This window comes from Actinomadura sp. NPDC048394 (assembly GCF_040651755.1).
GTDB lineage: Bacteria > Actinomycetota > Actinomycetes > Streptosporangiales > Streptosporangiaceae > Spirillospora > Spirillospora montaniterrae.
Genome location: NZ_JBEZJL010000003.1, coordinates 63893 through 88711 on the forward strand (window position 1 = coordinate 63893; position 24819 = coordinate 88711).

Sequence of the window (24819 nt, forward strand, 5' to 3'; positions counted from 1 at the left end):
TCTTGATGGCATATGTAGATGGATGTCTTGGTCGGTGTACTTCTCACGCACCGTTCGTGCGGGACACCGAATCCGTCACCAGAGTTGAGGCGCCGCCGCGCCTACAGGCCGTCACGCCTCCGAGCCGCTCGCGGCTACAGGCCGTCGCGGTTGCCCGGGAGCAGGGTCGGCCAGACGAGCCGCCCCGCCACGCGCACCTTCCCGGTCGCCGTGTGCGACCCGCAGTGCACCCGCACCGTGTACGTCCCGGGCTTCGCGTCGTCCTTGAGCACCGCTGTGCCGTTCTGGCCGTCCAGCCGGGCCCGCCCGTCGAACACGTCCGATGACGCCCAGTGCCGTCCCGGGCCGCACCCGGGGACCGACAGATCCACCTTCTCCCCGGCCCGGGTCGTGCCCGGCCGCACCGTCAGCCCGTCGTGCCCCGAGGTGGTCGCCTCGCCCGCCGCCGGTGCCATCAGACCCGCCGCGACGAGTGCGGACCCCAACACGGTGACGCTCAGCAAACGCAACAGGACTCCTCGGATGCGGCGTGTGACGTCCGGCACTTTAGTGGCTCGGCCGGGCGCCTTCAATGCGCCGTTTCCGGCACGGCATCCGTTTCCGGAACCCGCGTCCGCCGCCCGGCCCGCACCCCGTCCCAGGTCAGCGCCACCAGCGCGAGCCACACGAGCAGGAAACCGGCCCACCGGCTCGGCGGCATCTCCTCGCCCTGCACCAGCAGCCCGATGAGGAACTGCAGGACGGGCGCGAGATACTGCAGCATCCCGATCGCGCTCATCGGCAACCGGATCGCCGCCGCGTTGAACAGCATCAGCGGGATCGCCGTCACGATCCCCGCGCCGGCCAGCAGCGCGGCGTGGCCCGCTCCGTGATGCCCGAACGCCGCGTCGCCCCGTCCCGCCAGCACCAGCACGGACACCAGCGCCGGCACGAACATCACCGCCGTCTCCACGGCCAGGCTCTCCGCCGACGGCATGCTCGCGAACTTCTTCAGCAGCCCGTACGTCCCGAACGAGAAGGCCAGCACCAGCGCGATCCACGGCAGCCGCCCGTAGTCCGCCGTCAGCACCACGACCGCAGCCGCGCCCAGTCCCACCGCGGCCCACTGCCCCGCCCGCAGCCGCTCCCGGAAGATCACCACACCGAACACCACGCTGATCAGCGGATTGATGAAGTAGCCCAGCGCCGCCTCGATCGTGTGCCCGCTGTTGACCGCGTAGATGTAGGTGCCCCAGTTCGCGGTGATCACCAGCGCGGCCGCCGCCAGCAGCCCCGCCTTGCGGACCGTCAGCGCCCTGATCCAGCCCCAGTTCCGCGCCGCCGCGAGCACCACCGCGACCGCCACCAGCGACCACATGATCCGATGCGCGAGGATCTCCAGCGCCCCGGCCGGCTTCAGCAGCGGCCAGTACAGCGGGAACAGCCCCCACAGGACGTACGCCGCGACCCCGTACGCCATCCCGCGATTCACCACGCCCGCACCCTACCAACCCGTAATCACCCAACCCCACCCACACTAATGACCACCGCCGGCCACCGGGTCGGAGGTCAGGCGGGGCGGTCTGCGCGTTGGAGGATGAGGAGGGCGGCGTCGTCGGCCAGGTGGTCGACGGTATGGGCGAGCAGGTCGCGGTGGATGTGGTCCAGCAGCGTGGCGGGGTCGGTGGCGGGGAAGGTCGCGACGCGTTCGGCGAGCGGGTAGAAGTCCCCGGACGGCGAGCGGGCTTCGATGACGCCGTCGGTGTAGAGGACGAGCATGTCGCCGGGCGCGAAGGTGAAACGCTCGACGTTGAGCGGGACGGGGTTCGGCACGCCCAGCGGTGGTGCGGGGGCGTGCGGCTCGAGGGTTGTGGTGCGGCGGTCGTGCAGGAGCAGGGGAGGCGGGTGACCGCAGCTGATCATCTCGACTTCCTGGTGGTCGTCGGCGACGTCGAGGACGAGCGCGGTGATGAAGTGTTCGCCCAGGTCGTGCTCGGTGTCGGCGACTTCTTCGAGGTCGCGGTCGACGCTTTCCTGGAGGGCGGCGGTGAGGGCGGGCAGGGCGTAGCGGCGGGCGCCCTCCCGGAATGCGCCTAGGACCACCGATGCCTCGGCTATGGCGTCCAGGCCCTTGCCTCGGACGTCGCCTATCAGCACCCGGCTCGCGGGCCCGGACGCGCGTGTGACCGCGAACAGATCGCCGCCGATCTGGCTCTCGTCCTGGGCCGTCAGGTAGAGCCAGGCCACCCGCAGGGGCCCGATCCGCTCGGGCGGCGGCCTCAGCAGGGCGCGCTGCGCCGTCTCGGCCACGGATCGCGCCTGGCCCAGCGCGTGCTCGCGGCGCTCCCGGACCAGGCGCAGGAAGACGATCAGCAGGGAGAGCAGGGTCAGCGCGATGATCTGCGCCAGGTGGTTCGTCGTGGTCAGCCCGCCGTGGAAGATCGCGATGATCACCTGGTCCGCCACCGCCAGGGCGGCGACGACGGCGGTCAGCCGCACCGTCGCCATGGAGGCGGCGAGCGCGGGCGCGATGACCAGGAACGGTCCAAGGTGGACGGTCGTCCCGAGGACGAGGTCCGTCACGGTGATCGCCACCATGAACGCGAGCGCGACCACCACGACGCCGTGAGCCAGCAGCGGCCGCTTGATGCGGTCCGCCCATGAACGTCGACCCCCCATGGCCCTCCCATGCCCCCGGCTCGGAGGTCCATGTTCCTGGTAGACGGTCACTGACCAGGTCATATGGCTTCGAGGCCGGGGTCTGTCGTCGGAGGCCCCTGGCATCATCGTGTTGCGTGCGGGACGCGAGGACCGAGCGCGAGGGGGCGTTGATGAGCGAGGGACGGGAACGCGAGCCTGCCCGGCACCCGGACGACTTGAGCCGGTTCGTCCTGGAGCGGCTGAACGCGGGCGACGTGGACGGGCTGGTGGCGTTGTACGAGCCCGATGCCGTCCTGGCGTTGCCGGACGGCCGGGTCGCGACGGGCGGCGAGGAGATCCGGGAGGCCTACGAGCGGCTCGTCGCCGGCAGGCCGTCCTTCGCACCGGGACGGCGGCTGCCGACGCTCCGCAACGGCGATCTGGCGCTGACCTCGACGCATCTGGTCGACGGCGGCGTCACGGTCGAAGTGGCTCGCCGCCAGGCGGACGGCACGTGGTTGTGGGTGATCGACCAGCCGAGCCTGCTCCGATAGCTCCGGTGGGCCGGCTTCTAGCTCCGGTAGGGCTGCTTCTGGGCAGCTATCTGCGGCCGCCGAAAGTCCAGAGGTGGACTTCGATGTCGGCGTACCGGTCTGCGGGCAGGACGGTGCGGGCCGTTTCCGGGTTCGGTGCCTGCACTAGTGCCGCTGTGCCCAGCCATGTGCTCCCGTCGTCGGACAGTAGGGGGCCGTAGGCGATCAGCGCGTGATTGCCGGGCGGCAGATCGCGGTCGGCGGAGTGGCCTTCGCCTAGGCCGAGCACTAGGTAGTGGTCGCCCTCGTCGCGGTCGCCGGGGAACTCCCACATCGTGCGCCCGAGCGCGTTGTGCCAGCGGCGCAGCATGACGTCGCGGTAGGCGCCGGCCTGGTAGCCGGGCTCGTCGAAGGCGAACGCGCGGGCGGCGGCGGAATCGGGGAGGTCGACGATGTGCACGCTTCCGGTGAGCGTTTCGCCGTCGCTCAAGAAGGTCGGGCCACGGGCGATCATCTCCGCCGCGTAGCGGTCCATATAGGACCAGTGCTCTTCTACGAGTTCGTGGCGCAGCGGCATAGAGCCGCGCCGATCACGGTGGTAGCAGAAGAACTCCATGCGGACAGTCTTCACCACCCTGGGAGGCAACCCTCCACGGTGTCCGCGCCCAGGGTCAGGTGGGGTTTCGTACGGGCGTGGTGATGCCTTCCCGGACGAGGCGGAGGAGGCGGTCGGTTTGCGGGGTGCCGGCTCCTGCGGTGGCTATCCCACCTGCCAACGCCAGGAGGTCCGGGCCGTCGAGGTCGGGACGAACGGCACCGGCCTCCTGGGCCCTCGCCAGTAGGGGCGCCACGGCTGCGTGCATGGCAGCATGCCATTCGTCGAAGAGGGGGGAACGTCCATCTTCCGGAATGGCGCGGGCGAGGTCGCCCTTGTCGGCGACATGGGCGATGAATGCCCGCAGCCACGCGAAGAGGGCGTCGGCGGGCGGGTCATGGTGCAGGAGTTCCTGGCTCTTGACGGTCAGGTCGGCGACCTCGTCCGCGTACACGGCGATGAGCAGGTCGCGTCGTGTAGGGAAGTGCCTGTACAGGGTGGCGTTGCCCACGCCCGCGTTACGGGCGATGTCGTCGAGCGGCGCGTCCGGTCCGCGCTCGGAGAAGACGTTTCTGGCCGTCGTGAGGATGAGGTCGCGGTTGCGTTGCGCGTCCGCCCTGGGCATGGCTCTCCTCACGGTGAATTTCCTGGTCAGTGTACGGCGCTGCCCTGTCCGGGAGGGGGCGTGGACGTCGCGGGGGATGCCTCGGGAAGGATGGAGTGTGTAGATCCCATGGTGGAGAGGCGGAGCGGTGCGGGAGATCCGGCGGGCGCGGTTGGAAGACCACGAGGCGGTCCTGCGGGTGATGCCGGAGTGGTGGGCCGATTCCCGTACGCCGGAACAGGCACGCCAGTTGACGCTTCTGCTGCCCCGCCTGTTCTTCGAGCACTTCACCGGGACGAGCCTCGTCATGGACGGTGACGGCGGCATGCACGGCTTCCTTGTGGGATTCCATTCGCCGGACCACCCGGACGAGGCGTACATCCATTTCGTTGGCGTCGATCCCAAGCGCCGTAAGGACGGCGTGGCGCGGGCCCTGTACGAGCGGTTCTTCGAGGAGGCCGCAGCGGCGGGCCGTACGAAGGTCAAGGCCATCACGTCGCCCGCCAATACGGGGTCCATCGCCTTCCACAGGGCCATGGGCTTCGCCGTACACGAGCCGAAGTCCGGATACGACGGCCCTGGGCAGGACCGCGTGCGCTTCGAGAAGACGCTCTAGGCGGCTCAGGCGGCTCAGGCGGCGGCGCGGCTGCGGAGGTAGGTCAGGACGGCGAGGACGCGGCGGTTCTTGTCGTCCGTCAACGGCAGGTCCAGCTTGGTGAGGATGTTGCCGACGTGCTTGCCGACCGTCACTTCGGCGACGGTGAGGATCTGCGCTATCGCCGTGTTGGAGTGCCCTTCCGCGATGAGGGCGAGCACCTCGCGTTCGCGCGCGGACAGCCGCGACAGTGGGTCCTTGCTGCGGCGAAGGAGCTGCCGGATGACCGTGGGGTCGACGACCGTACCGCCGTCCACGACCCGTCGTAGCGCGGCGACGAACTCCTCGACGTCGACGACCCGGTCCTTGAGCAGGTAGCCGACGCGCATACCGCCGTTGGAGTCGAGCAGGTCGGCGGAGTAGCTCAGCTCCACGTACTGGCTGAGCGCGACGACGGCCAGGCCAGGATGCGCCTTGCGAAGGTCTACAGCGGCGCGGAGGCCTTCGTCGCTGAACCCGGGCGGCATGCGGATGTCCGTCACCACGAGGTCGGGGGAGTGTTCCTCCACCGCGGCCCTGAGGGCGTCGGCGTCCTCCACGGCGGCGACCACGTCGAAGCCGAACTTGCCGAGCAACCCGACGAGCCCTTCCCGCAGGAGCACGCCGTCTTCGGCGAGGACTACTCGGACGGTCGGCTGCAAGGGAACTCCACACGTAGGACGGTCGGCCCACCGGCCGGGCTGGACAGGAGCATTCTTCCGTCGATCACCGCCACACGGTCGGCCAGACCGGTGAGCCCGCTTCCCAGGGACGGGTCCGCGCCGCCCTTGCCGTCGTCCTCGATCTCCAAGGCCAGGGTTCCGCCGCGGAGGTGCACGCTCATCCGGCCTCTTCGGGCGTCACTGTGCTTGGCGATGTTCGACAGGGCCTCGGCGGCGACGAAGTAGGCGGTGCCTTCTTCGTGCGGGTGCAGACGCTCAGGCAGGTCCGCTTCGACCGTCACCGGTATGGGGGAGCGGTCGGCGAGTTCGCGCAGCGCCGAGGGGAGGCCCCTGTCGGCCAGCACGCGCGGATGGATGCCCCGGATGAGTTCGCGCAACTCGTCCATGAGGAGCTTGGCCTGTTCGTGGGCCTCTGCCACGCTGCGACCGGCATCGGAGTCAGCGGGCAGTTCCACGCGCGCCATGCCGAGCTTGAGCGTGAGCCCGATCAGGCGTTGCTGCGCGCCGTCGTGCAGGTCGCGTTCTATGCGCCGCCGCTCGGCCTCGAACGCGTCCACCAGCCTGGCCCTGGACCGCGACACCTCCACCAGTTCTGCGCGGAGTTGCTCACCAGAGCCCCGTCCGAGCAGGGTTCTGGCCATCGCCCCGTGCGCGCCCGCGAGGACCGCCGCCAAGTAGGGGATGGTGGGCAGCAAGGCGAGCCCGGCTATGGCGTACGGCACGGCGTCCGCGGGAGTCGCCACCTTGACCAGGCCGAGAGCCACCGGTTCGCCGTCGCCCATGGCGAGAAGCGGGCTGAACACGAGCCCGGCCACCGCGAACACGTACATCAGCAACGCCCCGTACAGGACGGGCACCAAGGTCACCAGCAGGGACGCGTAGGCCATCTCGCGCCAGATGGCCGCCTCGCCGTAACGGACCAGCGACCACGTGTGAGGCTCGGAACCGTTCACGCGCGAATGGCCGGACACGATGGGGCGGACGTCCACCAGGCGAAGCCGGCGGCGTTCCACCTCGGCGACCGGGAGCGCCACCAGCGGCCCAAGACCCGCGACGAACAGGACGCCCAGCGCCACGAGCAGCAGGCGCGCGCCGACCCCGTGCCGGGACGACAGCGCCGCTGCCCACGGCAGTACCAGCAGCGCGAACGGGACGGCGGCCGCGAGCATCGGAATCGGCGTCGACAGCAGGTATCCCGCGCAGCGCCAGGGCCAGCCGGAGATCAGGAACCGCCGTCCGGCCGCCGCCTCCAGGGCGGTGCGAGGGGCGGTGTCGGTCATGAAGCCAAAGGTAGCCACGCTTCCGCGGTCTGACGGTATGGCTAGCCATACTTAAAAGATCCTGGTCAGCCGTCATGCGGAGCCCGGGACGCGGATGGTTCCGTGGACGCATGACCAGCACACCGACCTCCGGCACCCCGATCGCGGCCCTCCCGGCACCCGGACGGCCCGCCCCCGGCCCGGCGGCGCCCCCGGCCGCCGAGCTGCGGGACGTCGCCCGCGAGTACGGCGGCGGCAACGCGCTGGTCCGCGCCCTCGACGGCGTCTCCATCGCCTTCCCCGCCGGATCGTGGACGGCGGTGATGGGCCCGTCCGGCTCCGGCAAGTCCACCCTGCTGCACTGCGCCGCCGGGCTCGACCGGGTCACCCGGGGCCGCGTCCTGCTCGCCGGGCAGGAGATCACCGGCGCCCCCGACGCGGTGCTGACCGGGCTGCGGCGCCGCACGATGGGCTTCGTCTTCCAGAGCTTCAACCTCATCGGCTCGCTCACCGCCGAGCAGAACGTCGCGCTCCCGCTCAAGCTCGCCGGCGCCCGCGTCCGCCGCGCCGAGGTGCGCGCCGTGCTGGCCGCGGTCGGGCTCGGCGACCGGCTGCGGCACCGGCCGCGCGAGCTGTCCGGCGGGCAGCAGCAGCGGGTGGCGATCGCCCGCGCCATGGTCACCCGCCCGGCCGTCCTGTTCGCCGACGAGCCGACCGGCGCGCTCGACTCCGCGTCCGCCCGCACCGTGCTCGGCCTGCTGCGCACCATGGTCGACCGGGACGGGCAGAGCATCGCCATGGTCACCCACGACCCGGTCGCGGCGGCGCACGCCGACGCCGTCGTGTTCATGTCCGACGGGCGGCTCGTCGACCGGCTCGCCCGCCCCACCGCCCGCGAGGTGGCCGACCGGCTCGCCCGGCTGGAGGCCGCCCCGTGCTGACCCTCGCCCTGAACACCTTCCGGGAACGCTGGCGGCTCTTCGCCGGCGCCATGACCGCCGTCGCGCTCGGTGTGGCGCTCGTCCAATCGTCCCTGCTGGTCATGGTGGCCACCGACCGGGCGCCGATCCCGCCCGGCGTCACCGGCCGCGCCAGGGAAGACCTCCGCGAGGGCTACGCCGGGGCGGCCACGCTGCTCGGCATGACGGTGATGCTGTCGGCCTTCCTCACCGTCTTCATCGTCAGCTCGACGTTCGCCTTCACCGTCGCCCAGCGCCGCCGCGACCTCGCCCTGCTGCGCCTCGTCGGCGGCGGCCGCGGCCAGCTCGTCCTCCTGCTGCTCGGTGAGGCGCTGCTGCTCGGCCTCACCGGCACGGCGGCCGGCGTGCTCATCGGCCTCCCCGCGACCTGGCTGCAGGCCCGGCTGCTGATCGCGCTCGGCTTCCTGCCGGACGGGTTCCCGCTGGTCTGGGACGGCGGCGTCCTCGTCGCCTCCGGCTGCGTCGGGATCACGGTCGCCCTCATCGGCGTCCTCGCCGCCGCACGCCGCGCCACGAAGGTCCGCCCGCTGGACGCGCTCCGCGACACCGGAGGCGCCGCCCGCGTCATGACCCCGGCGCGCTGGCTGGCCGGCCTGTCCTCCCTCGCGTTCACGATCTGGATGGTGACGCTCGCCCAGTCCGCCGACCTGCTCGGCGCCATGATGATGGGGCTCGGCATCTCCATCATGGGAGCCGTCTCGCTCAGCGCGCTGAGCCCCCTCGTCGTCCCCCTCGCCGGACGCGTCCTCGGCACCGTCCTCCGGGCCGGCCCCCTCGGCGAACTGGCCCAGGCCAACCTCCGCGACGGCGTGCGCCGCAGCGCGTCCACCGCCGCCCCGCTGATCGTCCTGGTCGCCCTGCTCCTCGGCCTGACCGGCACCCTCGGCTCGCTGGCGCTGATGTCCGGCGAGGAGCAACGCCACCTCGTCCGCGGCGACCTGGTGGTGACCTCGCAGGGCGCCGACCTGGACCGCCTCGCCGCCGTCCCCGGCGTCGCCGCCGCATCACCGCAGGTCTCCCTCTCCATGAGCGTGACCGCTCGGCACCACGAGGCGAACCGAACATGGCGCCAGACGCACTACGCGGGCATCGTCGCGATCGACGCCCCCGCCTACGCACGCACCCACGACCTTCACCTCCGCGCCGGCTCGCTCACCCGGCTCCACGGCCGGACGATCGCCCTGGGCCCCGGCATGGCCGAGTCGGGAATCCGCGTCGGCTCCACCGTGATCGCCACCATCAACGGCCACAAGACGCGGCTGAAGGTCGTGGCCGCCCTCCGCGCCACCCTCGAGAACTACTCCGAGACCTTCCTCGTACCGCGCGAACTGATCCCCGCCTCGACCCTCGCCACAGCGAAGGCCGAGACCGTGATCCGCCTCACTCCCGGCACGAGCCGCTCGACGGCCCGGACGGCGCTCCATGCCGCGGGCGCGGACAAGGTCCAGACCGTCCCGCAGTGGGCGGACGACCGGACCGCCGCGCAGCAGCGCGGCAACATGGGGATCCTCGCCGTCCTCATGGGCATGGCCGGCGGCTACGCGGTGGTCGCGGTCATCAACGCCGTCATGATCGCCGGAGCCGAACGCCGGGCCGAGTTCGCCGCCGCCCGCGTCACGGGCCTGACCCGCCCCCAGGTGATCCGCGCCGCGCTGATCGAGTCATGGGCGGTCACCGCCATCGGCCTCGTCCTCGGCTGCACGGTCGCCGCCGGCGCCCTCGCCGGCATGCTCGCCGCCTCCCTCCGCGCCGCAGGCCGCCCCCTGGTCGACGTCCCCTGGACCCTCCTCGGCATCACCGCACTCGCCGCCTTCGCCATCACCGGAGCCGCCAGCACCTGGACAACCTTCACCGCAACCAAACAACCCCCCGCATCCCTCCTAACTACCCCCAACTAACCACCCAGCCCCCACCCCCACCGCCCCCACCCCCAACCTCCACATCACTCCGGCCCGCACACCACGCCAGCCCTCCGCAGCCCCAGCCCGCCCTGCCCACATCCTCCGCCCCCAAGCCCCACGCCCGCCCGCCAAGCGCCCCGTCCCCGATGCGCTGGCGTGACGCGTTGCTGTCCGCTCGTTCTCGCCCTCCCCGCCGCGCTGTCGTTCGCGCCCGGCCGTGCCGTTCGCGCCCGACCGCCATCGGTTGTGTGCTGCCGTGTGATGCGCGTTGCGGTCCGTGGTGAGGTGCGCCGCTGCAGTGGGGCCCTGCCGCTCGTCGTCATGCGCAGCCCGCCGTCATGCGTCGCTCGTCGTCATGCGTCGCTCGTCGTCATGCGCGGGCCGCCGTCGTGTGTCGTCTGATGTGCGCTGCCGTCCGGGCGCGTGACATCGTTCGGCGCGTGCTGCGGTGTGCCGTCGTTTGCCGCGTGTCGTTGCGGAACGCGCAGGCCAGGCCGCCGTTCGGCGACCCGCGCAGGCCGGGCCGCTGGACTCGCGCCAGTACGCGGGCATGTGCGTCGCCGCGACGTCTCCAGAGCGCCGAGTCGCACCACCTGGGAGTCCGCGGGCGACCTCTCGGCGGGCTTGCTCGGCCGTCTCAGCCCTTGGCCGCGGAGGGGTGGCGCGGAGGGGTGGGGGCCTGGTGGGTAGCCCAGGAGGTCTGGCGGGTGGGCCAGGCGGGTCAGGGTGGTTGCGGGCTTGTCGCGCGGGGGTGGCCCGGTGGGGTGCGTCGGGCTGGTTGGTGGATGGCCGGAGGTGGCGCGGGTGTGGTGCGCTGCTGAGGTGTGGCGTTGGTGGTGGACGCGGGGTGGGGCTGGGTTTGGCGGTGGTGGTGCGGGGTCAGGTGGTGGGGTCAGTACGGCAGGAGGCGGCCTGAGGGGGTCCTCAGGTCCGGCGGGCTCGGTTGACGTGGGGGCTTGGGGCGCTTGATGAGCTGCTGCCGTGCCATGTTGATCATCTCCCCCGTCGGGCCGGGTTTAACCCGTCGATCGAGCCGATGTCACCTGCACTTCCTACGACGCGGGCGCCGAAGGCGAGGTTCAGCGAGCTTATGCGACATCCTCTGCCGGTTCGACCGTTTTTCGGGAAGGGAGGTCGACCTGACGTGGTCATGCGATCACGGTCGGTGGCGGCCGAAAGTGGTCGGGAGAGATCGTTTCGCGTGCGGTAACGGCGGGTCAGGACACGATGTCGCGGGTCTGGAAGCGGCGGAACGCGAGGGCGAGGAGGACGGCGGCGTAGGCGACGGAGATGGCCGCGCCCTTGGCCATGCCGGTCCACTGGATCTGCGGCTGGAGGGCGTCCATCCACGAGTACATCCAGTGCGTCGGCAGGAAGTCGCGCCAGGAGCCGAGGGCGGTGACGGCGTCCAGGATGTTGCTCACGATGACGAGGCCGACGGCGCCGCCGACCGCGCCGAGCGGGGAGTCGGTGACGACCGACAGGAGGAACGCCAGGGCGGCGACGACGAGCTGGGCGACGAGCGAGTAGCCGACGACGATCGCCATGCGGGCGAGGGCGGTCGAGGTGGGGACGGTGCCGCCCGTGGGGAGTTCGACGTCGGCCCAGCCGAAGGCGGCGGTGCCCGCGACCAGCGACATGAGCGGGAGCGTCAGGACCGCGGCGACCGAGTAGGCGAGGGCGACGATCAGTTTCTGGCGGAGGAGGCGGGCGCGCGGGACGGGGGCGGCGAGCAGGTAGCGCAGCGACGACCAGCCGGCCTCGCTCGCCACCGTGTCGCCGCAGAACAGCGCGACGGCGACGACGAGGAGGAAGCCCGTCGAGACGAACAGGGCGAACAGCGTGAAGTTCAGGGCGCCGGCGGTGGCGACGTCCACCAGGCCCGGGACGCCGTCGCCGGACGGCGAGCCGCCGATCATGAACGCGCCGACCAGCACCCAGGGCAGGACGAGGAGGATGCCGAAGGCGATGAGCGTGCGGCGCCGGCGGAACTGGCGGATCGCCTCGACGCGCAGCGGGAGGGTGCGCCGGACGCGGTATCCGCCTTCGGCCGCCGGTCGGCCGCCGGAGGCGGGCCCGGCCGCGGGCGCTTCGCCTGCCTTCGGCTCTTTGGACGTGGTCATGTCGTGGTCTCGCGGGCCGTCATGGGGCTCTCTCCGATGATCTCCAGGAAGGCGTCCTCGAGGCGGCGGCCGGAGCCGACGATGTCGGCGACGGGTCCGGCGGCGACGCGGCGGCCGCCGGCCATGACGACGGCGTGCGTGCAGGTCTGCTCGACCTCGGCGAGCAGGTGGCTGGAGACGATCACGGTGCGGCCGGCGGCGGCGTACCGGACGAGGACCTCGCGCATCTCGCGGATCTGCGGCGGGTCGAGCCCGTTGGTGGGTTCGTCGAGGACGAGCAGGTCGGGCATGCCGAGCATCGCCTGCGCGATGGCGAGGCGCTGCCGCATGCCCTGCGAGTAGGTGCGGACGGCGCGGTCGAGGGCGGGTCCGAGGCCGGCGATCGCGAGGGCCTCGTCCATGTGCGCCTCGTCGGCGGGCCGTCCGGTGGCGCGCCAGTACAGGTCGAGGTTGTCGCGTCCGGACAGGTGCGGCAGGAACCCGGGGCCCTCGACGAAGGAGCCGAGGCGGGCGAGGACGGGGGCGCCCGGGGTGACGCGGTGGCCGAAGATGCGGATCTCGCCGGCGTCGGGGTGGATGAGGCCCATCAGCATGCGGAGGGTGGTGGTCTTGCCCGCGCCGTTCGGGCCGAGGAGGCCGAGCACCTGGCCCTTCTCGACGCGGAACGACAGGTCGGCGACCGCGAGGTGGCCGTTCCTGTACGCCTTGGTGAGCCCGGTGATCTCCAGCGGGACGTCCGTGTCGCGTTCGCGGGGACGGGCGCGGCGGACGCCGAGGAGCAGCGCGGCGGCGACCGCGAGGCCGGCCAGCGGCAGGATCCACACCCAGGTGGGGATGGGGGCGGGCGCCGTGACCAAGGACGGGTCGGTCGGGACGGTCAGCCCGGACACGGCGCGCACCTGGTAGGCGGCGGGCTGCGGCGGTGTCGCGAAGCCCATGTCGGTGGTGGCGATGACGAGCCGGAGGCGGTGGCCGCGGTCGAACCGGTGGTCCATCGCGGGCAGGGTGACGGTGACCTCGCCGCCGGTCACCCGGAACGGCGCGGCGATGCGCCGAGCGGGGGCGGCGGGGCCGTCCGGCGGCACGTCGTAGAGCTTGGCGAAGAGCGGTCCGCTCTCGCCTGCGGTGCCGTTCTCCGCCACGTGGAGCCGGACGGTGGCGGCGCCGGTGATGCGGAGGGAGTGGCCGAGCGGGCGGGTGTCGAACGTGGCGGTCTGTCCGGGCATGTCGGTGGGGAGCCCGCCGCCCGCGGCGCCGAGCGAGCCGAGCGAGCCCAGCGCGCCGAGCCCGGGGAGCGCGGAGACGGCCGCGGGGGAACCGCCGGCGGGGTTGTGGATCGTCTGCTCCGCCCCGTCCAGCGGAAGGTGCTGCGGGTCGCCGGACAGGCCCGGATACGTGCGGGCCTTCGCCTCCTGGACGACGACCTGCTGGGTGGAGGAGTCGAGGCCGCCCGCGCGGGTCACCGTGAAGCGGGTGCCGGACGCGGCGCCGTGCCGGAGCCGCGCGTCGAAGAAGTCGCGGACGAGCCCGCGCACGCGGCCGGTCTCCGGGTCGCCGCCGTCGTGCCCGCCCTGGTACCAGACGACGGAGACGGGCGCGCCGTTGCGGGCGATGGCGCGCGCGTTCGCGTCGGCCTGGTCGAGCGGGAACAGCGAGTCGGACTGTCCCTGGACGAGCAGGGTCGGCACCTTGATCCGGTCGGCGACGGAGGCGGGGCTCGACCGTTGCAGCGTCGCGATGGCGTCCTCGGTGGGCGCGCCCTGCTCGGCGACCTTCTGGTACATCGCGCAGAGGGACGGCAGGAACCGTCCGCAGCCGGCGCCGCGGGAGCCGCTGGTGAAGAAGACCCCGGCCCACAGCTTCTTGAACACGCCCTTGCCGGGGCCCGCGCCGGCGGCGTTGGGGAACAGGACGTCCGGCAGGCTGTTCCAGGTGATCTCCGGTGCGATGGCGTCGACGCGCCGGTCGTAGGCGGCGGTCATCAGCGCGATCGCGCCGCCGTAGGACTCGCCGGTCATGCCGACGCGCGGGTCGCCGGGCCCGTCGAGCCGCACGTCCGGCCGTTTCGCCAGCCAGTCGATGAGCTGCCGGGCGTCCTTGACCTCGTAGTCGGGGGAGTCGAGGGCGATCTGCCCGGTGGACGCGCCGAACCCGCGGGCCGTCCAGGTCAGGACGGCGTAGCCGGCGCGGGCCAGCGCGCGCGCGTCGCCCGCGACGTCGTGCTTGTCGCCGCCGAACCCGTGCCCCAGCATGATCGCCGGTGCCTTCGCGCGCCCGACGGGCTTGTAGAAGGTGGTGTCGAGCGTCACATGCTGGTCGTCGTGCGGGCCGTCGACGACCTGGACGCGCTGGTCGACGGTGCGCACGCGGGGCGGCTCGCCGGCGGCGGCTCCCCAGACGGCGGCGCCGGCGGCCAGCGCCGCGGCGGACCCGGCGGCGGTCCAGCGCGCCGCACGGCCCGTCCTGCCCCATCGCGCCCGGATCGCGCCGCCCACCGTCATGCCAGCAGCCTATGTGCGGGCCCGCCGCGGGCCGCTCCACCCTCGCGCCGATCTTCCCTGCGCCCGCCGCCGTACGAGCCGCGCCGCCGTTACATCCTCCGGCGTACCGGACGTATCGGCGCTGGGGCGTGGGCGGCACCGGGTCGCGCGCCGGGGTTCGGGCGTGTCTAGGCGGAGCCGGGCCGGTCCGGGGAGCAGGGGGAGAGGGCCGCGGTGAACATGGCGGTGAGGCGGTCGGCGAGTTCCGCCGGGTCGGCGCTGCGCAGGTCGTTGAGGCCGAGCAGGCGGCGGACGGGCCCGCCGCCCATGATGATCGTGGACGCGAGCAGCGCGCGGGCGCGCGGGTTCGGGCCGTCGAGCTGCGCGACGAGCGGCTCGACGATCACCTCTTCGAGGTAGCCGAGCAGGGCCTGCCTGACCTCGGGGCTGCCGGCGGAGCGGTCGATCATCCGGGTCATCGGGGTCGGCGGGTGCTGCGCGATCTGCCGGACGAAGTGCTCGGCGAGCCGGCGGGGCAGCCCGGCGGGGTCGCCGGCGATGACGCCGCGCAGCGCGGACTCGCCGGCGAGGACCTCGCCGAACAGCGCGGCCTTGGAGCCGAAGTACCGGTTGACCAGGGCGGTGTTGGCGTCGGCGGCGGAGGCGATCATGCGGACGGTGACGCCGTCGTAGCCGTGCTCGCCGAACAGGTCGCGCGCGGCGTCCAGGATGCGGCGCCGGGTCGCCTCCCGGTCGCGTTTGCGGTGTTCGCGCTGCTCGGCCTGCTCGACGCCCGTCATCGAATCCCGACCCGTCCCCGTGTGGATCACCGAATCGCCCCAGTATCCCCCGAGTTGCAAGTAAACAAGCGTGTACATAGCATATATGCAAAACACAGGTAATTACGTTCCATGGGGGCATGGTGGCTCAAGCGAGCGTGGCGCCGTCGGCCGGGCCGGTGGCGCCAGAGCAAGCGAGACCGCAGTACACGCACCGCCAGATCCTGGAGATCCTCTCCGGCCTGATGATGGCGCTGCTGACGTCGATGATCTCGTCCACGGTGGTCAGCACGGCCCTGCCGACCATCGTCGGGGACCTCGGCGGCCAGGACCAGCTGTCCTGGGTGGCCAGCGCCACGCTGCTGACGATGACGGCCTCGACCCCGCTGTGGGGCAAGATCTCCGACATCATCGGCCGCAAGCTCTCCTTCCAGACCGCGCTCCTGATCTTCGTGGTCGCGTCCGTGGCGGGCGGGCTGTCCCAGAACATCGGCATGCTGATCGCGGCCCGCGCCGTCCAGGGCCTCGGCGCCGGCGGGCTGTCCGCGCTGGCGCAGGTCATCCTCGGCGACATCGTCGAGCCCCGCCAGCGCGGCCGCTACTCCGGGTACATCGGCGCCGTGTTCGGCGTCGCCACCGTCGCCGGCCCCCTGCTCGGCGGGTTCATCGTCGACGCCGACGGGCTCGGCTGGCGCTGGTGCTTCTACGTCTGCGTCCCGCTCGCCGTCATCGCCTTCGCGGTGATCCAGAAGGTGCTCAAGCTGCCGAAGGTGAAGCGCGACACCCGGATCGACATCATGGGCGCGTTCACCATCACCGGCGCCGCGACCGCGCTGATGCTGCTGCTGTCCATGGGCGGCAACCAGTTCGAGTGGGCCTCCGACTGGACGTACGCGCTCGGCGGGATCACGGTCCTGCTCGTGGTCGCGGCCGTGTTCGCCGAGCGCGCCGCGCGGCAGCCGATCCTGCCGCCGCGGCTGTTCCGCAACCCGACGTTCGTGCTGTCCTCGCTCGGCTCGCTCTGCGTCGGCATGGCGATGTTCGGCGTCATGATCTACATGCCGCAGTACCTGCAGATCGTCAAGGGACTGAGCCCCACCGCGTCCGGCCTGATGACGCTGCCGCTGGTGGTCGGCATGCTGATCGCCTCCATCGGGTCCGGCCAGCTCGTCACCCGGACCGGCAAGTACAAGATCTACCCGGTGATCGGCCTGATCTGCGTGGGCGGCGGGCTGTACCTGCTGTCCCGGCTGCACGTCGACTCGTCCAAGGTCGAGATCGGCGGGGACGTCGCGCTGCTCGGCGTCGGGCTCGGCCTCACCATGCAGATCCTGATCCTCGCCGCGCAGAACGCCGCGAAGATGGAGGACCTGGCGTCCACCACGTCCGGTGTCTCGTTCTTCCGCAACCTCGGCGGCGCGATCGGCGTCGCCGCGTTCGGCGCGATCCTCAACAACCAGCTGCCCGGCGAGATCGCCAAGGGGCTGCGCAAGGCGCACATCGCGATGCCGAAGGGCGGCGGCTCGCTCGGCACCCCCGACCAGGTGCACCATCTGCCGGAGCCGTTCAAGTCGATCGTGCTGACGGCGTTCACCGAGTCGCTGGAGAAGGTGTTCCTGTTCGGCGTGCCGGTGGCGGTCATCGGCCTCGTTACGGTGATCGCGATGAAGGAGCTGCCGCTGCGCGGCAAGGCCGGCACGGGGCGGAACGCCCGGCAGGGCACCACGCCGCCGGACGCACCGCCGTCCGCGCCGGTGGCCCCCAACGGCGCCACGGCCGTCGGCAGGCACGCCCGCGGATTCGAGCAGGCCGCCGCGGAGCAGCAGCTGGCGTCGGTCGGGGCAGGTGCGGTTCCCAAGGAGATGTCGATGAACGAAATGCCCGCGAACGGCCTGCCGTCCAACGGCGCGGCCGCGGCTCCCGGCGGGTCCCCGGCGGCCGACCCGGCCGCGCAGGCCCGGCTCCTCGCGCAGCAGAACGCGTTCGCGCAGGACGGCCTCATGCAGCAGGGCCGGGGCGGCGTCCCCGTCCGCGGCGTGGTCCGCGCCGGCGACGGCGCGCCCGTCCCGTCCGCCGCGCTGACGCTGATCGGCGTGGACGGGCACCAGCTCGGCCGCGCGATCACGCAGGACGACGGCCGGTACGCGCTGCCGACCCCCGGCCCCGGCACCTACGTGCTGATCGCCGCGACCGGCGAGCACGAGCCGCAGGCCGCGACCCTCGTCGTCGGCGACCGGCCGGTCGACTTCGACCTGATGCTGGCCGGCAACGGCGGCCTCGGCGGGACGGTCCGCAGCGCCGACGGCAGCCCGATCGCGAACGCGATGGTCGTCGTCACCGACGTGCGCGGCGAGGTCGTCGGCACCGGCCGCACCGACGCGTCCGGCCAGTACGCCTTCAAGGACGTCGTCACCGGCGCGTACACGCTCGCCGTCAGCGCCGCGGCGCACCGCCCGGTCGCGCTGCCGGTCGAGGTCGCGGGCGGCGGGCAGACCCGGCTGGACGTCGAGATGCCGGCGGGCGCCCGGGTCCGCGGAACGGTCCGCAACGAGGCCGGCGAGCCGGTCGGCGACGCCCGCGTCACGCTGGTCGACGCGGCCGGCAACGTCGTCGCGATGGCGATCACCGGCCCGGACGGGGAGTACGCGTTCACCGACCTGACCGGCGGCCAGTACACCGTGATCGCGTCCGGCTACCCGCCGGTCGCGACCGGGCTGTCGCTGGCCGGCGGCGGCCTGGACGACCACGACCTGAAGCTCGGCTACCCCGACGAGTAGGGCCGATCCCGGGGCCGCCCGACCGGGCGGCCCCGGCCGACGCAATCACACGAGCCACGGAACGGAAGTGCGGGTCGTTGATGGATGACAGGCGCGGTCTGCGCGGATCGGTGCGGACCAAGGACGGCTGGGCGGTGCGGCACGCCATCGTCACGGTCACGGACCTGGCGGGCCGGCAGGTCGCGCGGGAGCAGACCGGGGAGGACGGCGTGCTCGCCGCCGGTCCGCTGCCCGCCGGCACCTACACGGTGATCGTCACGGCGATGGGGTTCCAGCCGGCGGCGTCGACGCTGATCGTGCACGGCTCCGGCACCGCGGACCTCGGCACGCTGGTGCTGGCCCGCGCGGGCGGCACCGAGCTGCCGCCGCCCGGCCCGTGGACGATCGACCCGGCGCACTCCAACGTCGGCGCGGTCGCGCAGCACCTCGGGCTGTCCAGCGTGCGCGGCCGGTTCGCCGCGTTCGAGGGCAGCATCGAGATCGCCGAGCCGGTGGAGGCGTCCCGGGTGACGGCCCGGATCGAGGCGGCGTCCATCGAGACCGGCAACAAGCTCCGCGACGACCACCTGCGCTCGGCGGACTTCCTGAACGTCGACGAGAACCCGGTGATCACCTACGAGGGCGAGGGCCTGACCGCGGCCGGCCCGGACCGCTGGACCGTCCACGGCCAGCTCACCCTCAACGGGATCACCCAGCCCGTCGACCTCGACATGCTGTTCCTCGGCAGCGGCGGCGACCCGTGGGGCGGGACGCGCGCCGCGTTCCGCGCGACCGCGGAGCTGCGCCGCACCGACTTCGCGATCCGCTACAACCAGATCCTGGAGGCGGGGATCGCGATGGTCGGCGAGAGCCTCAAGGTCGAACTGGAGATCCAGGCCGTCCAGGGGACCGAGCTCCCGCAGGCCTAACCCGGGCGGGGAACGGGGCGGGCGTCCAGCTCGGTGGCCGGGAGCCAGTGCACGGCGGGGTCGTACTCCAGCCAGCCGTGCTCCCGCGCCGCCGCCGCGAACTCCGCGAGCAGCGACCGCAGCACCGGATGCTGCTCGCGGGCCCGCCAGATCAGCGACCACGAGTACAGCGGGACGGGGTCGGTCAGCGGCACCGACCGGACGTCCGCGGGCACCGCCACGTCCGCCGGGAGCAGCGACACGTGCCCGGGCTCCTCGCGCAGATGGTCGAGGAAGTAGTCCAGCCCCAGGTTGACCCCGCCGAACTCGCCGGACAGCCCGAACTCGGCGAGGAACCGGTCGAGGAAGTCGAGTTTCCCGATCTCGGCGGGGAACCACACCGTCGTCCCGGCGAGGTCGGCGGGGCGCAGCGCCTCCGCGCCCGCCAGCGGATGCGCCTCGCCCATCACCGCCGCCATCGGCGCCAGCCGCACCAGCCGGTGCGCGAGGCCGTCCGGCAGCGGCTCGTCCAAGGCGTGGACGCGGCCGAAGCCCGCATCGCCGTCACCGCGCCGCAGCGCTGTCACGACCTCGGACAGGCCGCGCTTCAGGTTCGGCTCGATCGGCAGGTCGGGGCGGCGCGCCACGACCCGGCGGATCGTCCGCATCGGGTCGAACAGGTGGCCCCACACGTCCAGGCGCAGCGGCCGGTCGTCGCGGCGCGCCGCCATGATCGCGTCGTCCGCCGCCGCGAGCGCGCGCCGCGCCGGCTCCAGGAACCGCTCGCCCGCCGCCGTCAGCCGCACCGAATGCCCGGTGCGGTCGAACAGCCGCACGCCGAGGACGTCCTCCAGCCGCGCGACCCGCTTCGACAGCGCCTGCTGGGTGAGGAACAGCTCGCCCGCCGCGCGCCCGAAATGCAGGTGTTCGGCGGTCGCGACGAACGCCCGCACCTGCGCGAGATCCAGGTCCACGCCGTCCAGCCTGCCCGACGACCGCCGGACGGGCCAAAGCGCGGGCCGGTCAGCGCCCCTTGAGCTCACGGACGAGGGTCTTCGCGGCGGCCCGGGTCGGCGAGCCGGTCACCACGACCTTCCCGTCCCGGATCGGCATGTCGACGCGCGGCAGGGTGACCAGCCGGTCGCGCACCACGAACGCCAGGTCGCGGCCCACGGTCGCGCCGGTCAGCCGCGCGAACGCGTGCCGGTCCACGGGCCGCAGCGTGAGCGCCACGTCGTAGCCGGTGGACGTCCCGCGCGACTTCTGCACCCGCAGGTCGGCGACCTTGTGGATCGCGATGCCCTGCGCGAGCCGGTAGCACGTCACGCCGGTGGCGGCCTGCCCGGTGATCCCCGGCGTCCCGGCCGGGCACTGCCCCGGCATCGCCTGCGTCACCGGGTACACGTGCAGCGGCGCGGCCAGCGTCACCGGCTGCGTCCGCATCGACGACGCGATCATGCCGCCGGTCACCGCGACCGCGGCGATCAGCAGCCCGAGCGTCAGCACCATGATGACCAGCGCGGACCGGTGCTGGTCGGCGGCGCGGACCGGCTCCGGGACGGGCCGTTCCCGGTACTCCAGGCCCTGGCGGCGCGCGGCGCGGCTGCGCTTGGTCTCGGCCGCCGCGCGGCGCCGCTGCTCGGCGCGGGCCCGGCGCCGCCGGTCCGCCTCCGGGACCTCGGGCGTCTGGAGCAGGGCCGTCGTCCGTTCCGGACCGCGCACCGGCGCCGTTTCGGCCCGTCCGTGCAGCGAGAACCCCACCGCCCGCGCCGGGCCGGGCGGCTGCGCCTCCGGCTCCGCCTCCGGCTCAGGGATCAGCGTGGGACCGGGCACCGGCTCGGTCGGCGTCCGCCCCAGGTCGTCCTGCCCCAGCGCATGAGCAGGCGACGGCACCGCCTCGCCCCGCCCGAACGGCATAGGCTCGCCCGGTCCTGGTGCGCCCGGCCCCGGCGGCTGGCCCTGCTCTGGTGAGACCGACGGCATCGGTGCCGTGGCGGGCTCAGGCCGCGTGGCCTGCTCGGCTGCGGCGGCTTGCCCCAGCGGCGTGGTCTGTTCCGCAGATGCGCCTCGCTGAGGCTGCTCGCGCGGCGTGGCCTGCTCGGGTGCGGCGGCTTGCTCTAGCGGCGCGGTCCGCTCAGGGGACGTGGCGTCCTGCGTCTGTGTCGCCTCGTCTGACGCGTTCTGCGGGGCGGAGCGCTCGGACGGGGCGAGGAGCGGGGCGGGCGGGGGCGGCCAGGTGAGCGGGCGGTCCGGGGCGGCGGCCGGGGGCGGAGCGGGCGGGGCGGTGTCCTCGGCCTGCCGACGACCCTTGTTGCGGCGCGGAACGACCCGCATCGTCACCTCCCCGGGCTGACAAGATCTCCGACAGTCTTTCAGGATGAGACGGTGTCCCGCATCGTGTCGCGGCCGAACCCGGCCAACGATCGCCGAATGCTCATCCCGTGATGAACACTGCCCCGTCCGCGCGGTTCCAAAGCGCGGAAAGCCCGTCCCCGCGAGCATGCGGGGACGGGCTTTCCGGAACGCGGACGGCGCCTTAGCCGATGCGCCAGGTGTCGCCGCCGGCGAGGAGCGCGGCGAGGTCGCCCGCGCCCTGCTTCTCGACGGCCTCCTCGACCTGGGCGCGCATCAGCTCGTCGTACGACGGGCGGTCGACGTTGCGGAAGATGCCGATCGGCGTGTGCTCGAACGCCGGCTGGTCGAGCCGCGACAGCGCGAACGCCATCGACGGGTCGGGGTTGTGAGCGTCGTGCACCGCGATGTCCGACGCGGGGACGTCGGCCACGTTCACCACCTCGAACGAGCCCGACGGCGTCCGGCGCAGGGCCTTCTGCCGGTCGGCGCCGAAGACGATCGGCTCGCCGTGCTCGAGGCGGATCGTGATGTCGTCGCGGACGGCGGCGTCCTTCAGCGGGTCGAACGCGCCGTCGTTGAAGATGTTGCAGTTCTGGTAGATCTCGACCAGCGCGGTGCCGCGGTGCTCGGCGGCGGCGCGCAGCACCGACTGCAGGTGCTTGCGGTCGGAGTCGATGGTGCGGGCGACGAAGCTGCCCTCCGCGCCGATCGCCAGCGACAGCGGGTTGAACGGCGCGTCCAGCGAGCCCATCGGCGTCGACTTGGTGATCTTGCCGGTCTCGGAGGTGGGCGAGTACTGGCCCTTGGTCAGCCCGTAGATCCGGTTGTTGAACAGCAGGATCTTCAGGTTGACGTTGCGGCGCAGCGCGTGGATCAGGTGGTTGCCGCCGATGGACAGCGAGTCGCCGTCACCGGTGACGACCCACACCGACAGGTCGGGGCGGGACGTGGCGAGGCCCGTCGCGATCGCGGGCGCGCGGCCGTGGATCGAGTGGAACCCGTAGGTGTTCATGTAGTACGGGAACCGGGACGAGCAGCCGATGCCGGAGATGAACGTGATGTTCTCGCGGCGCAGCCCGAGCTCGGGCAGGAAGGACTGGACGGCCGCGAGGATCGCGTAGTCACCGCACCCGGGGCACCAGCGCACCTCCTGGTCGGTCTTGAAGTCCTTCATCGTCTGCTTCGCGTCGGCCTTGGGGACCAGCGACAGCAGGCTCTTCCCGTTCCCGTTCCCGTTCACGGCGCCGTTTCCGTTGGTGTCACTCACTGTCGATCACTTCCTGGATGACGTCCTGCAGCTCCTCCGCCTTGAACGGCAGGCCCCGGACCTGGTTGTAGCCGATCACGTCGATCAGCAGCCGGCCGCGCAGCAGCATCGACAGCTGGCCGAGGTTGATCTCCGGGACGACGACCTTGTCGTAGGAGCGCAGCACCTCCGGCAGGTTCGCGGGGAACGGGTTGAGGTGCCGCAGGTGCGCCTGCGCCACGTCGCGGCCCTCCGCCCGGACGCGCCGGACCGCCGCGGAGATCGCGCCGTAGGTGCCGCCCCAGCCCATGACCAGGACGCGTGCCTTGCCGGACGGGTCGTCGACCGCGAGCGGCGCGATGTCGTTCGCGATGCCGTCGACCTTGGCCTGGCGGAGCCGGACCATCGTGTCGTGGTTCGCCGGGTCGTAGGAGATGTTGCCGGTGACGTCGGCCTTCTCCAGGCCGCCGATCCGGTGCTCCAGCCCGGCGGTGCCCGGCACCGCCCACGGGCGGGCCAGGGTCTCCGGGTCGCGCCGGAACGGCTCGAACGCCTCCTCGGACGGGGCCGCGAAGTTCGGCTCGATCTTCGGCAGCGCCGCCACGTCCGGCAGCTTCCACGGCTCGGAGCCGTTGGCGAGGTAGCCGTCGGACAGCAGGATGACGGGGGTCCGGTACTTCACCGCGATGCGGGCCGCCTCCAGCGCCGCGTCGAAGCAGTCCGAGGGGGACTGCGGCGCGATGACCGGGACCGGCGCCTCGCCGTTGCGGCCGTACATGGCCTGCATCAGGTCGGCCTGCTCGGTCTTGGTCGGCATGCCGGTGGACGGCCCGGCCCGCTGCACGTCGATGACCAGCAGCGGCAGCTCCGTCGCGACGGCCAGGCCGATCGTCTCGCTCTTCAGCGCGATGCCCGGCCCCGACGTGGTGGTGACGCCGAGCGACCCGCCGAACGAGGCGCCGAGCGCCGCGCCGACCGCGGCGATCTCGTCCTCGGCCTGGAACGTCCGGACGCCGAACCGCTTGTGCTTGGACAGCTCGTGCAGGATGTCGGACGCCGGGGTGATCGGGTACGAGCCGAGGTAGACGGGCAGGCCGCTCTGCACGCCCGCGGCGACGATGCCGAGGGACAGCGCGGCGTTGCCGGTGATGTTGCGGTAGAGGCCGGCGTCGTGCTCGGCCGGCTTGACCTCGTACTGCACCGAGAACGCCTCGGTGGTCTCGCCGTAGCTCCAGCCCGCCTGGAACGCGGCGATGTTCGCCTTCATGATCTCGGGCTTCTTGGCGAACTTGCGCTCGAGGAAGCCGACCGTCCCCTCGGTGGGCCGGTGGTAGAGCCACGACAGGAGCCCGAGCGCGAACATGTTCTTCGCGCGCTCGGCGTCCTTCTTGGAGATGTCGTAGCCCTCCAGGGCCGTCACCGTCATCGAGGTGAGCGGCAGCGCGTGCACCCGGTACTCGTCGAGCGAGCCGTCCTCGACGGGGCTGGCGGCGTAGCCGACCTTGGCGAGGTTGCGCTTGGTGAACTCGTCGGTGTTGACGATCAGGTCCGCCCCGCGGGGCAGGTCCCCGAGGTTGGCCTTGAGGGCGGCCGGGTTCATCGCGACCAGCACGTCGGGCGCGTCGCCCGGCGTGAGGATGTCGTGGTCGGCGAAGTGCAACTGGAAACTGGACACGCCGGGGAGGGTCCCGGCGGGGGCGCGGATCTCGGCCGGGAAGTTCGGCAGGGTCGACAAGTCGTTGCCGAACGCCGCCGTCTCCTGGGTGAAGCGGTCGCCGGTCAACTGCATCCCGTCACCGGAGTCCCCGGCGAAGCGGATGATGACGCGGTCGAGCTGCTGGACCTGTTTGGTCACAGAGGAAGACCTCCTCGACGCGCAGCACCCGTCCTGGGGGAGGCACCCAGGATCGTGATGCTACTAAGGCTTACCTTCATGGTATGTCCGGGATGGAATGCTGGTCTCGGGGATCGGGCCGCTCAGCGGTACGGCGGCGCCCGGCGTGCGGCCCGGTGCCGTCCGCCGTTCGCTCTCCGCTGGTGGTGGCCGTGGTCTGAGAGGCGCAGACCGCGGCCGTCGCTCCGCCCGTCATGTGCGACATCCCGCCGTCAGGGAGGTCATGACCCCGTACATCAAGGGTTATCACCTCGGGTGGGAGATCACGCGTCCCGGCCGGATTCGGGCAGGTCCTAACCGGTGCTACGAGCCGGACGGGTCCCCGGGTTCACCGCTGAACACAGGGCGCTGGCCAGCCGGCACAGGTCGACGTGCAGCCGCCTGACCAGCCTGGCGGGATGGGCCGGGGAGCCGTCGCTCCCCGAGGGCACGGAGTTCACAGCCCGCAGTGTAGACAGGCTGAATTTCGT

At 72.5% G+C, this 24819-nt stretch carries 21 protein-coding genes; 6 read left to right on the forward strand and 15 right to left on the reverse strand.

Annotated elements, in window-relative coordinates; genetic code table 11:
- Positions 1 to 134: 134 nt before the first annotated feature.
- From AB0C78_RS02525 to AB0C78_RS02535, 3 genes are all read right to left on the reverse strand, one after another.
- Positions 135 to 509 (reverse strand): hypothetical protein, encoded by a 375-nt coding sequence (locus AB0C78_RS02525; protein ID WP_360740837.1) that lies wholly within the window; start codon positions 507 to 509, stop codon positions 135 to 137.
- A gap of 59 nt (positions 510 to 568) precedes the next feature.
- Positions 569 to 1474, reverse strand: a complete 906-nt coding sequence (rarD, locus tag AB0C78_RS02530; protein ID WP_360740839.1) for an EamA family transporter RarD — start codon at positions 1472 to 1474, stop codon at positions 569 to 571.
- 74 nt (positions 1475 to 1548) lie between these two features.
- Entirely contained in the window at positions 1549 to 2658 is a 1110-nt protein-coding gene (locus AB0C78_RS02535; RefSeq protein ID WP_360740841.1) for a PP2C family protein-serine/threonine phosphatase, read from the reverse strand.
- A 152-nt stretch (positions 2659 to 2810) separates the two neighbouring features.
- Between AB0C78_RS02535 and AB0C78_RS02540 the strand changes: the two genes are divergently transcribed.
- Entirely contained in the window at positions 2811 to 3173 is a 363-nt protein-coding gene (locus AB0C78_RS02540) for a nuclear transport factor 2 family protein (protein ID WP_360740843.1), read from the forward strand.
- A 46-nt stretch (positions 3174 to 3219) separates the two neighbouring features.
- On the opposite strand, the gene AB0C78_RS02545 is transcribed toward AB0C78_RS02540, so the two are convergent.
- A complete protein-coding gene (locus tag AB0C78_RS02545) occupies positions 3220 to 3768 on the reverse strand; it encodes a YciI family protein (protein ID WP_360740845.1) in 549 nt (182 codons plus the stop codon).
- Positions 3769 to 3823: 55 nt separating this feature from the next.
- Complete coding sequence (locus AB0C78_RS02550; protein ID WP_360740847.1) at positions 3824 to 4372, reverse strand: TetR/AcrR family transcriptional regulator; 549 nt, start codon at positions 4370 to 4372, stop codon at positions 3824 to 3826.
- A 127-nt stretch (positions 4373 to 4499) separates the two neighbouring features.
- On the opposite strand from AB0C78_RS02550, the gene AB0C78_RS02555 reads away from it, so the two are divergent.
- Entirely contained in the window at positions 4500 to 4967 is a 468-nt protein-coding gene (locus tag AB0C78_RS02555) for a GNAT family N-acetyltransferase (RefSeq protein WP_360740849.1), read from the forward strand.
- 14 nt (positions 4968 to 4981) lie between these two features.
- Here AB0C78_RS02555 and AB0C78_RS02560 read toward each other — a convergent pair whose 3' ends face one another.
- Together AB0C78_RS02560 and AB0C78_RS02565 are read right to left on the reverse strand one after the other, a co-directional pair.
- On the reverse strand, positions 4982 to 5647 hold the full coding sequence (locus tag AB0C78_RS02560) for a response regulator transcription factor (protein ID WP_360740851.1): 666 nt from the start codon (positions 5645 to 5647) through the stop codon (positions 4982 to 4984).
- Entirely contained in the window at positions 5626 to 6948 is a 1323-nt protein-coding gene (locus AB0C78_RS02565) for a sensor domain-containing protein (RefSeq protein ID WP_360740853.1), read from the reverse strand. Before AB0C78_RS02565 ends, AB0C78_RS02560 begins: the two co-directional genes overlap by 22 nt.
- Before the next feature lie 110 nt (positions 6949 to 7058).
- Between AB0C78_RS02565 and AB0C78_RS02570 the strand changes: the two genes are divergently transcribed.
- Positions 7059 to 7868 carry an ABC transporter ATP-binding protein gene (locus tag AB0C78_RS02570; protein ID WP_360740855.1) on the forward strand — a complete coding sequence of 270 codons (810 nt, stop codon included), beginning with the start codon at positions 7059 to 7061 and terminating at the stop codon, positions 7866 to 7868.
- Complete coding sequence (locus tag AB0C78_RS02575) at positions 7862 to 9805, forward strand: FtsX-like permease family protein (protein WP_360740857.1); 1944 nt, start codon at positions 7862 to 7864, stop codon at positions 9803 to 9805. Before AB0C78_RS02570 ends, AB0C78_RS02575 begins: the two co-directional genes overlap by 7 nt.
- Before the next feature lie 1220 nt (positions 9806 to 11025).
- Here the strand turns inward: AB0C78_RS02575 and AB0C78_RS02580 are convergent.
- The 3 genes from AB0C78_RS02580 to AB0C78_RS02590 all read right to left on the reverse strand — a co-directional run bounded on the left by AB0C78_RS02580 (position 11026) and on the right by AB0C78_RS02590 (position 15211).
- Positions 11026 to 11931, reverse strand: coding sequence for an ABC transporter permease subunit (locus tag AB0C78_RS02580; RefSeq protein ID WP_360740859.1), 906 nt, complete (start codon positions 11929 to 11931; stop codon positions 11026 to 11028).
- Entirely contained in the window at positions 11928 to 14432 is a 2505-nt protein-coding gene (locus tag AB0C78_RS02585; RefSeq protein ID WP_360740861.1) for an alpha/beta fold hydrolase, read from the reverse strand. Before AB0C78_RS02585 ends, AB0C78_RS02580 begins: the two co-directional genes overlap by 4 nt.
- 167 nt (positions 14433 to 14599) lie before the next feature.
- Positions 14600 to 15211, reverse strand: coding sequence for a TetR family transcriptional regulator (locus AB0C78_RS02590; protein ID WP_360740863.1), 612 nt, complete (start codon positions 15209 to 15211; stop codon positions 14600 to 14602).
- A 119-nt stretch (positions 15212 to 15330) separates the two neighbouring features.
- Here AB0C78_RS02590 and AB0C78_RS02595 point away from each other — a divergent pair, with 119 nt between their 5' ends.
- Positions 15331 to 17967 (forward strand): MFS transporter, encoded by a 2637-nt coding sequence (locus AB0C78_RS02595; protein ID WP_360740865.1) that lies wholly within the window; start codon positions 15331 to 15333, stop codon positions 17965 to 17967.
- Positions 17968 to 18047: 80 nt separating this feature from the next.
- Positions 18048 to 18875, forward strand: coding sequence for a YceI family protein (locus tag AB0C78_RS02600; RefSeq protein ID WP_360740867.1), 828 nt, complete (start codon positions 18048 to 18050; stop codon positions 18873 to 18875).
- Here the strand turns inward: AB0C78_RS02600 and AB0C78_RS02605 are convergent.
- From AB0C78_RS02605 to AB0C78_RS02625, 5 genes are all read right to left on the reverse strand, one after another.
- Complete coding sequence (locus AB0C78_RS02605) at positions 18872 to 19828, reverse strand: LysR family transcriptional regulator (RefSeq protein ID WP_360740869.1); 957 nt, start codon at positions 19826 to 19828, stop codon at positions 18872 to 18874. The genes AB0C78_RS02600 and AB0C78_RS02605 overlap by 4 nt on opposite strands.
- 49 nt (positions 19829 to 19877) lie before the next feature.
- Entirely contained in the window at positions 19878 to 20771 is an 894-nt protein-coding gene (locus AB0C78_RS02610; RefSeq protein WP_360740871.1) for a hypothetical protein, read from the reverse strand.
- A gap of 619 nt (positions 20772 to 21390) precedes the next feature.
- Complete coding sequence (locus tag AB0C78_RS02615) at positions 21391 to 22476, reverse strand: 2-oxoacid:ferredoxin oxidoreductase subunit beta (RefSeq protein ID WP_360740873.1); 1086 nt, start codon at positions 22474 to 22476, stop codon at positions 21391 to 21393.
- Positions 22469 to 24310: a 2-oxoacid:acceptor oxidoreductase subunit alpha gene (locus AB0C78_RS02620; protein ID WP_360740875.1), complete on the reverse strand. Its 1842-nt coding sequence runs from the start codon at positions 24308 to 24310 to the stop codon at positions 22469 to 22471. Before AB0C78_RS02620 ends, AB0C78_RS02615 begins: the two co-directional genes overlap by 8 nt.
- A gap of 332 nt (positions 24311 to 24642) precedes the next feature.
- Positions 24643 to 24789, reverse strand: a complete 147-nt coding sequence (locus AB0C78_RS02625) for a putative leader peptide (RefSeq protein WP_360740877.1) — start codon at positions 24787 to 24789, stop codon at positions 24643 to 24645.
- Positions 24790 to 24819: the final 30 nt, after the last annotated feature.

What these genes read in the sequence shown, in the direction of transcription:
- AB0C78_RS02535 (WP_360740841.1), bottom strand. Translation starts at nt 2,658, where the DNA reads ATGGGGGGTCGACGTTCATGGGCGGACCGCATCAAGCGGCCGCTGCTG.
- AB0C78_RS02540 (WP_360740843.1), top strand. Translation starts at nt 2,811, where the DNA reads ATGAGCGAGGGACGGGAACGCGAGCCTGCCCGGCACCCGGACGACTTG.
- AB0C78_RS02545 (WP_360740845.1), bottom strand. Translation starts at nt 3,768, where the DNA reads ATGGAGTTCTTCTGCTACCACCGTGATCGGCGCGGCTCTATGCCGCTG.
- AB0C78_RS02550 (WP_360740847.1), bottom strand. Translation starts at nt 4,372, where the DNA reads ATGCCCAGGGCGGACGCGCAACGCAACCGCGACCTCATCCTCACGACG.
- AB0C78_RS02565 (WP_360740853.1), bottom strand. Translation starts at nt 6,948, where the DNA reads ATGACCGACACCGCCCCTCGCACCGCCCTGGAGGCGGCGGCCGGACGG.
- AB0C78_RS02570 (WP_360740855.1), top strand. Translation starts at nt 7,059, where the DNA reads ATGACCAGCACACCGACCTCCGGCACCCCGATCGCGGCCCTCCCGGCA.
- AB0C78_RS02580 (WP_360740859.1), bottom strand. Translation starts at nt 11,931, where the DNA reads ATGACCACGTCCAAAGAGCCGAAGGCAGGCGAAGCGCCCGCGGCCGGG.
- AB0C78_RS02585 (WP_360740861.1), bottom strand. Translation starts at nt 14,432, where the DNA reads ATGACGGTGGGCGGCGCGATCCGGGCGCGATGGGGCAGGACGGGCCGT.
- AB0C78_RS02590 (WP_360740863.1), bottom strand. Translation starts at nt 15,211, where the DNA reads ATGACGGGCGTCGAGCAGGCCGAGCAGCGCGAACACCGCAAACGCGAC.
- AB0C78_RS02595 (WP_360740865.1), top strand. Translation starts at nt 15,331, where the DNA reads ATGGTGGCTCAAGCGAGCGTGGCGCCGTCGGCCGGGCCGGTGGCGCCA.
- AB0C78_RS02600 (WP_360740867.1), top strand. Translation starts at nt 18,048, where the DNA reads ATGGATGACAGGCGCGGTCTGCGCGGATCGGTGCGGACCAAGGACGGC.
- AB0C78_RS02610 (WP_360740871.1), bottom strand. Translation starts at nt 20,771, where the DNA reads ATGCCGTTCGGGCGGGGCGAGGCGGTGCCGTCGCCTGCTCATGCGCTG.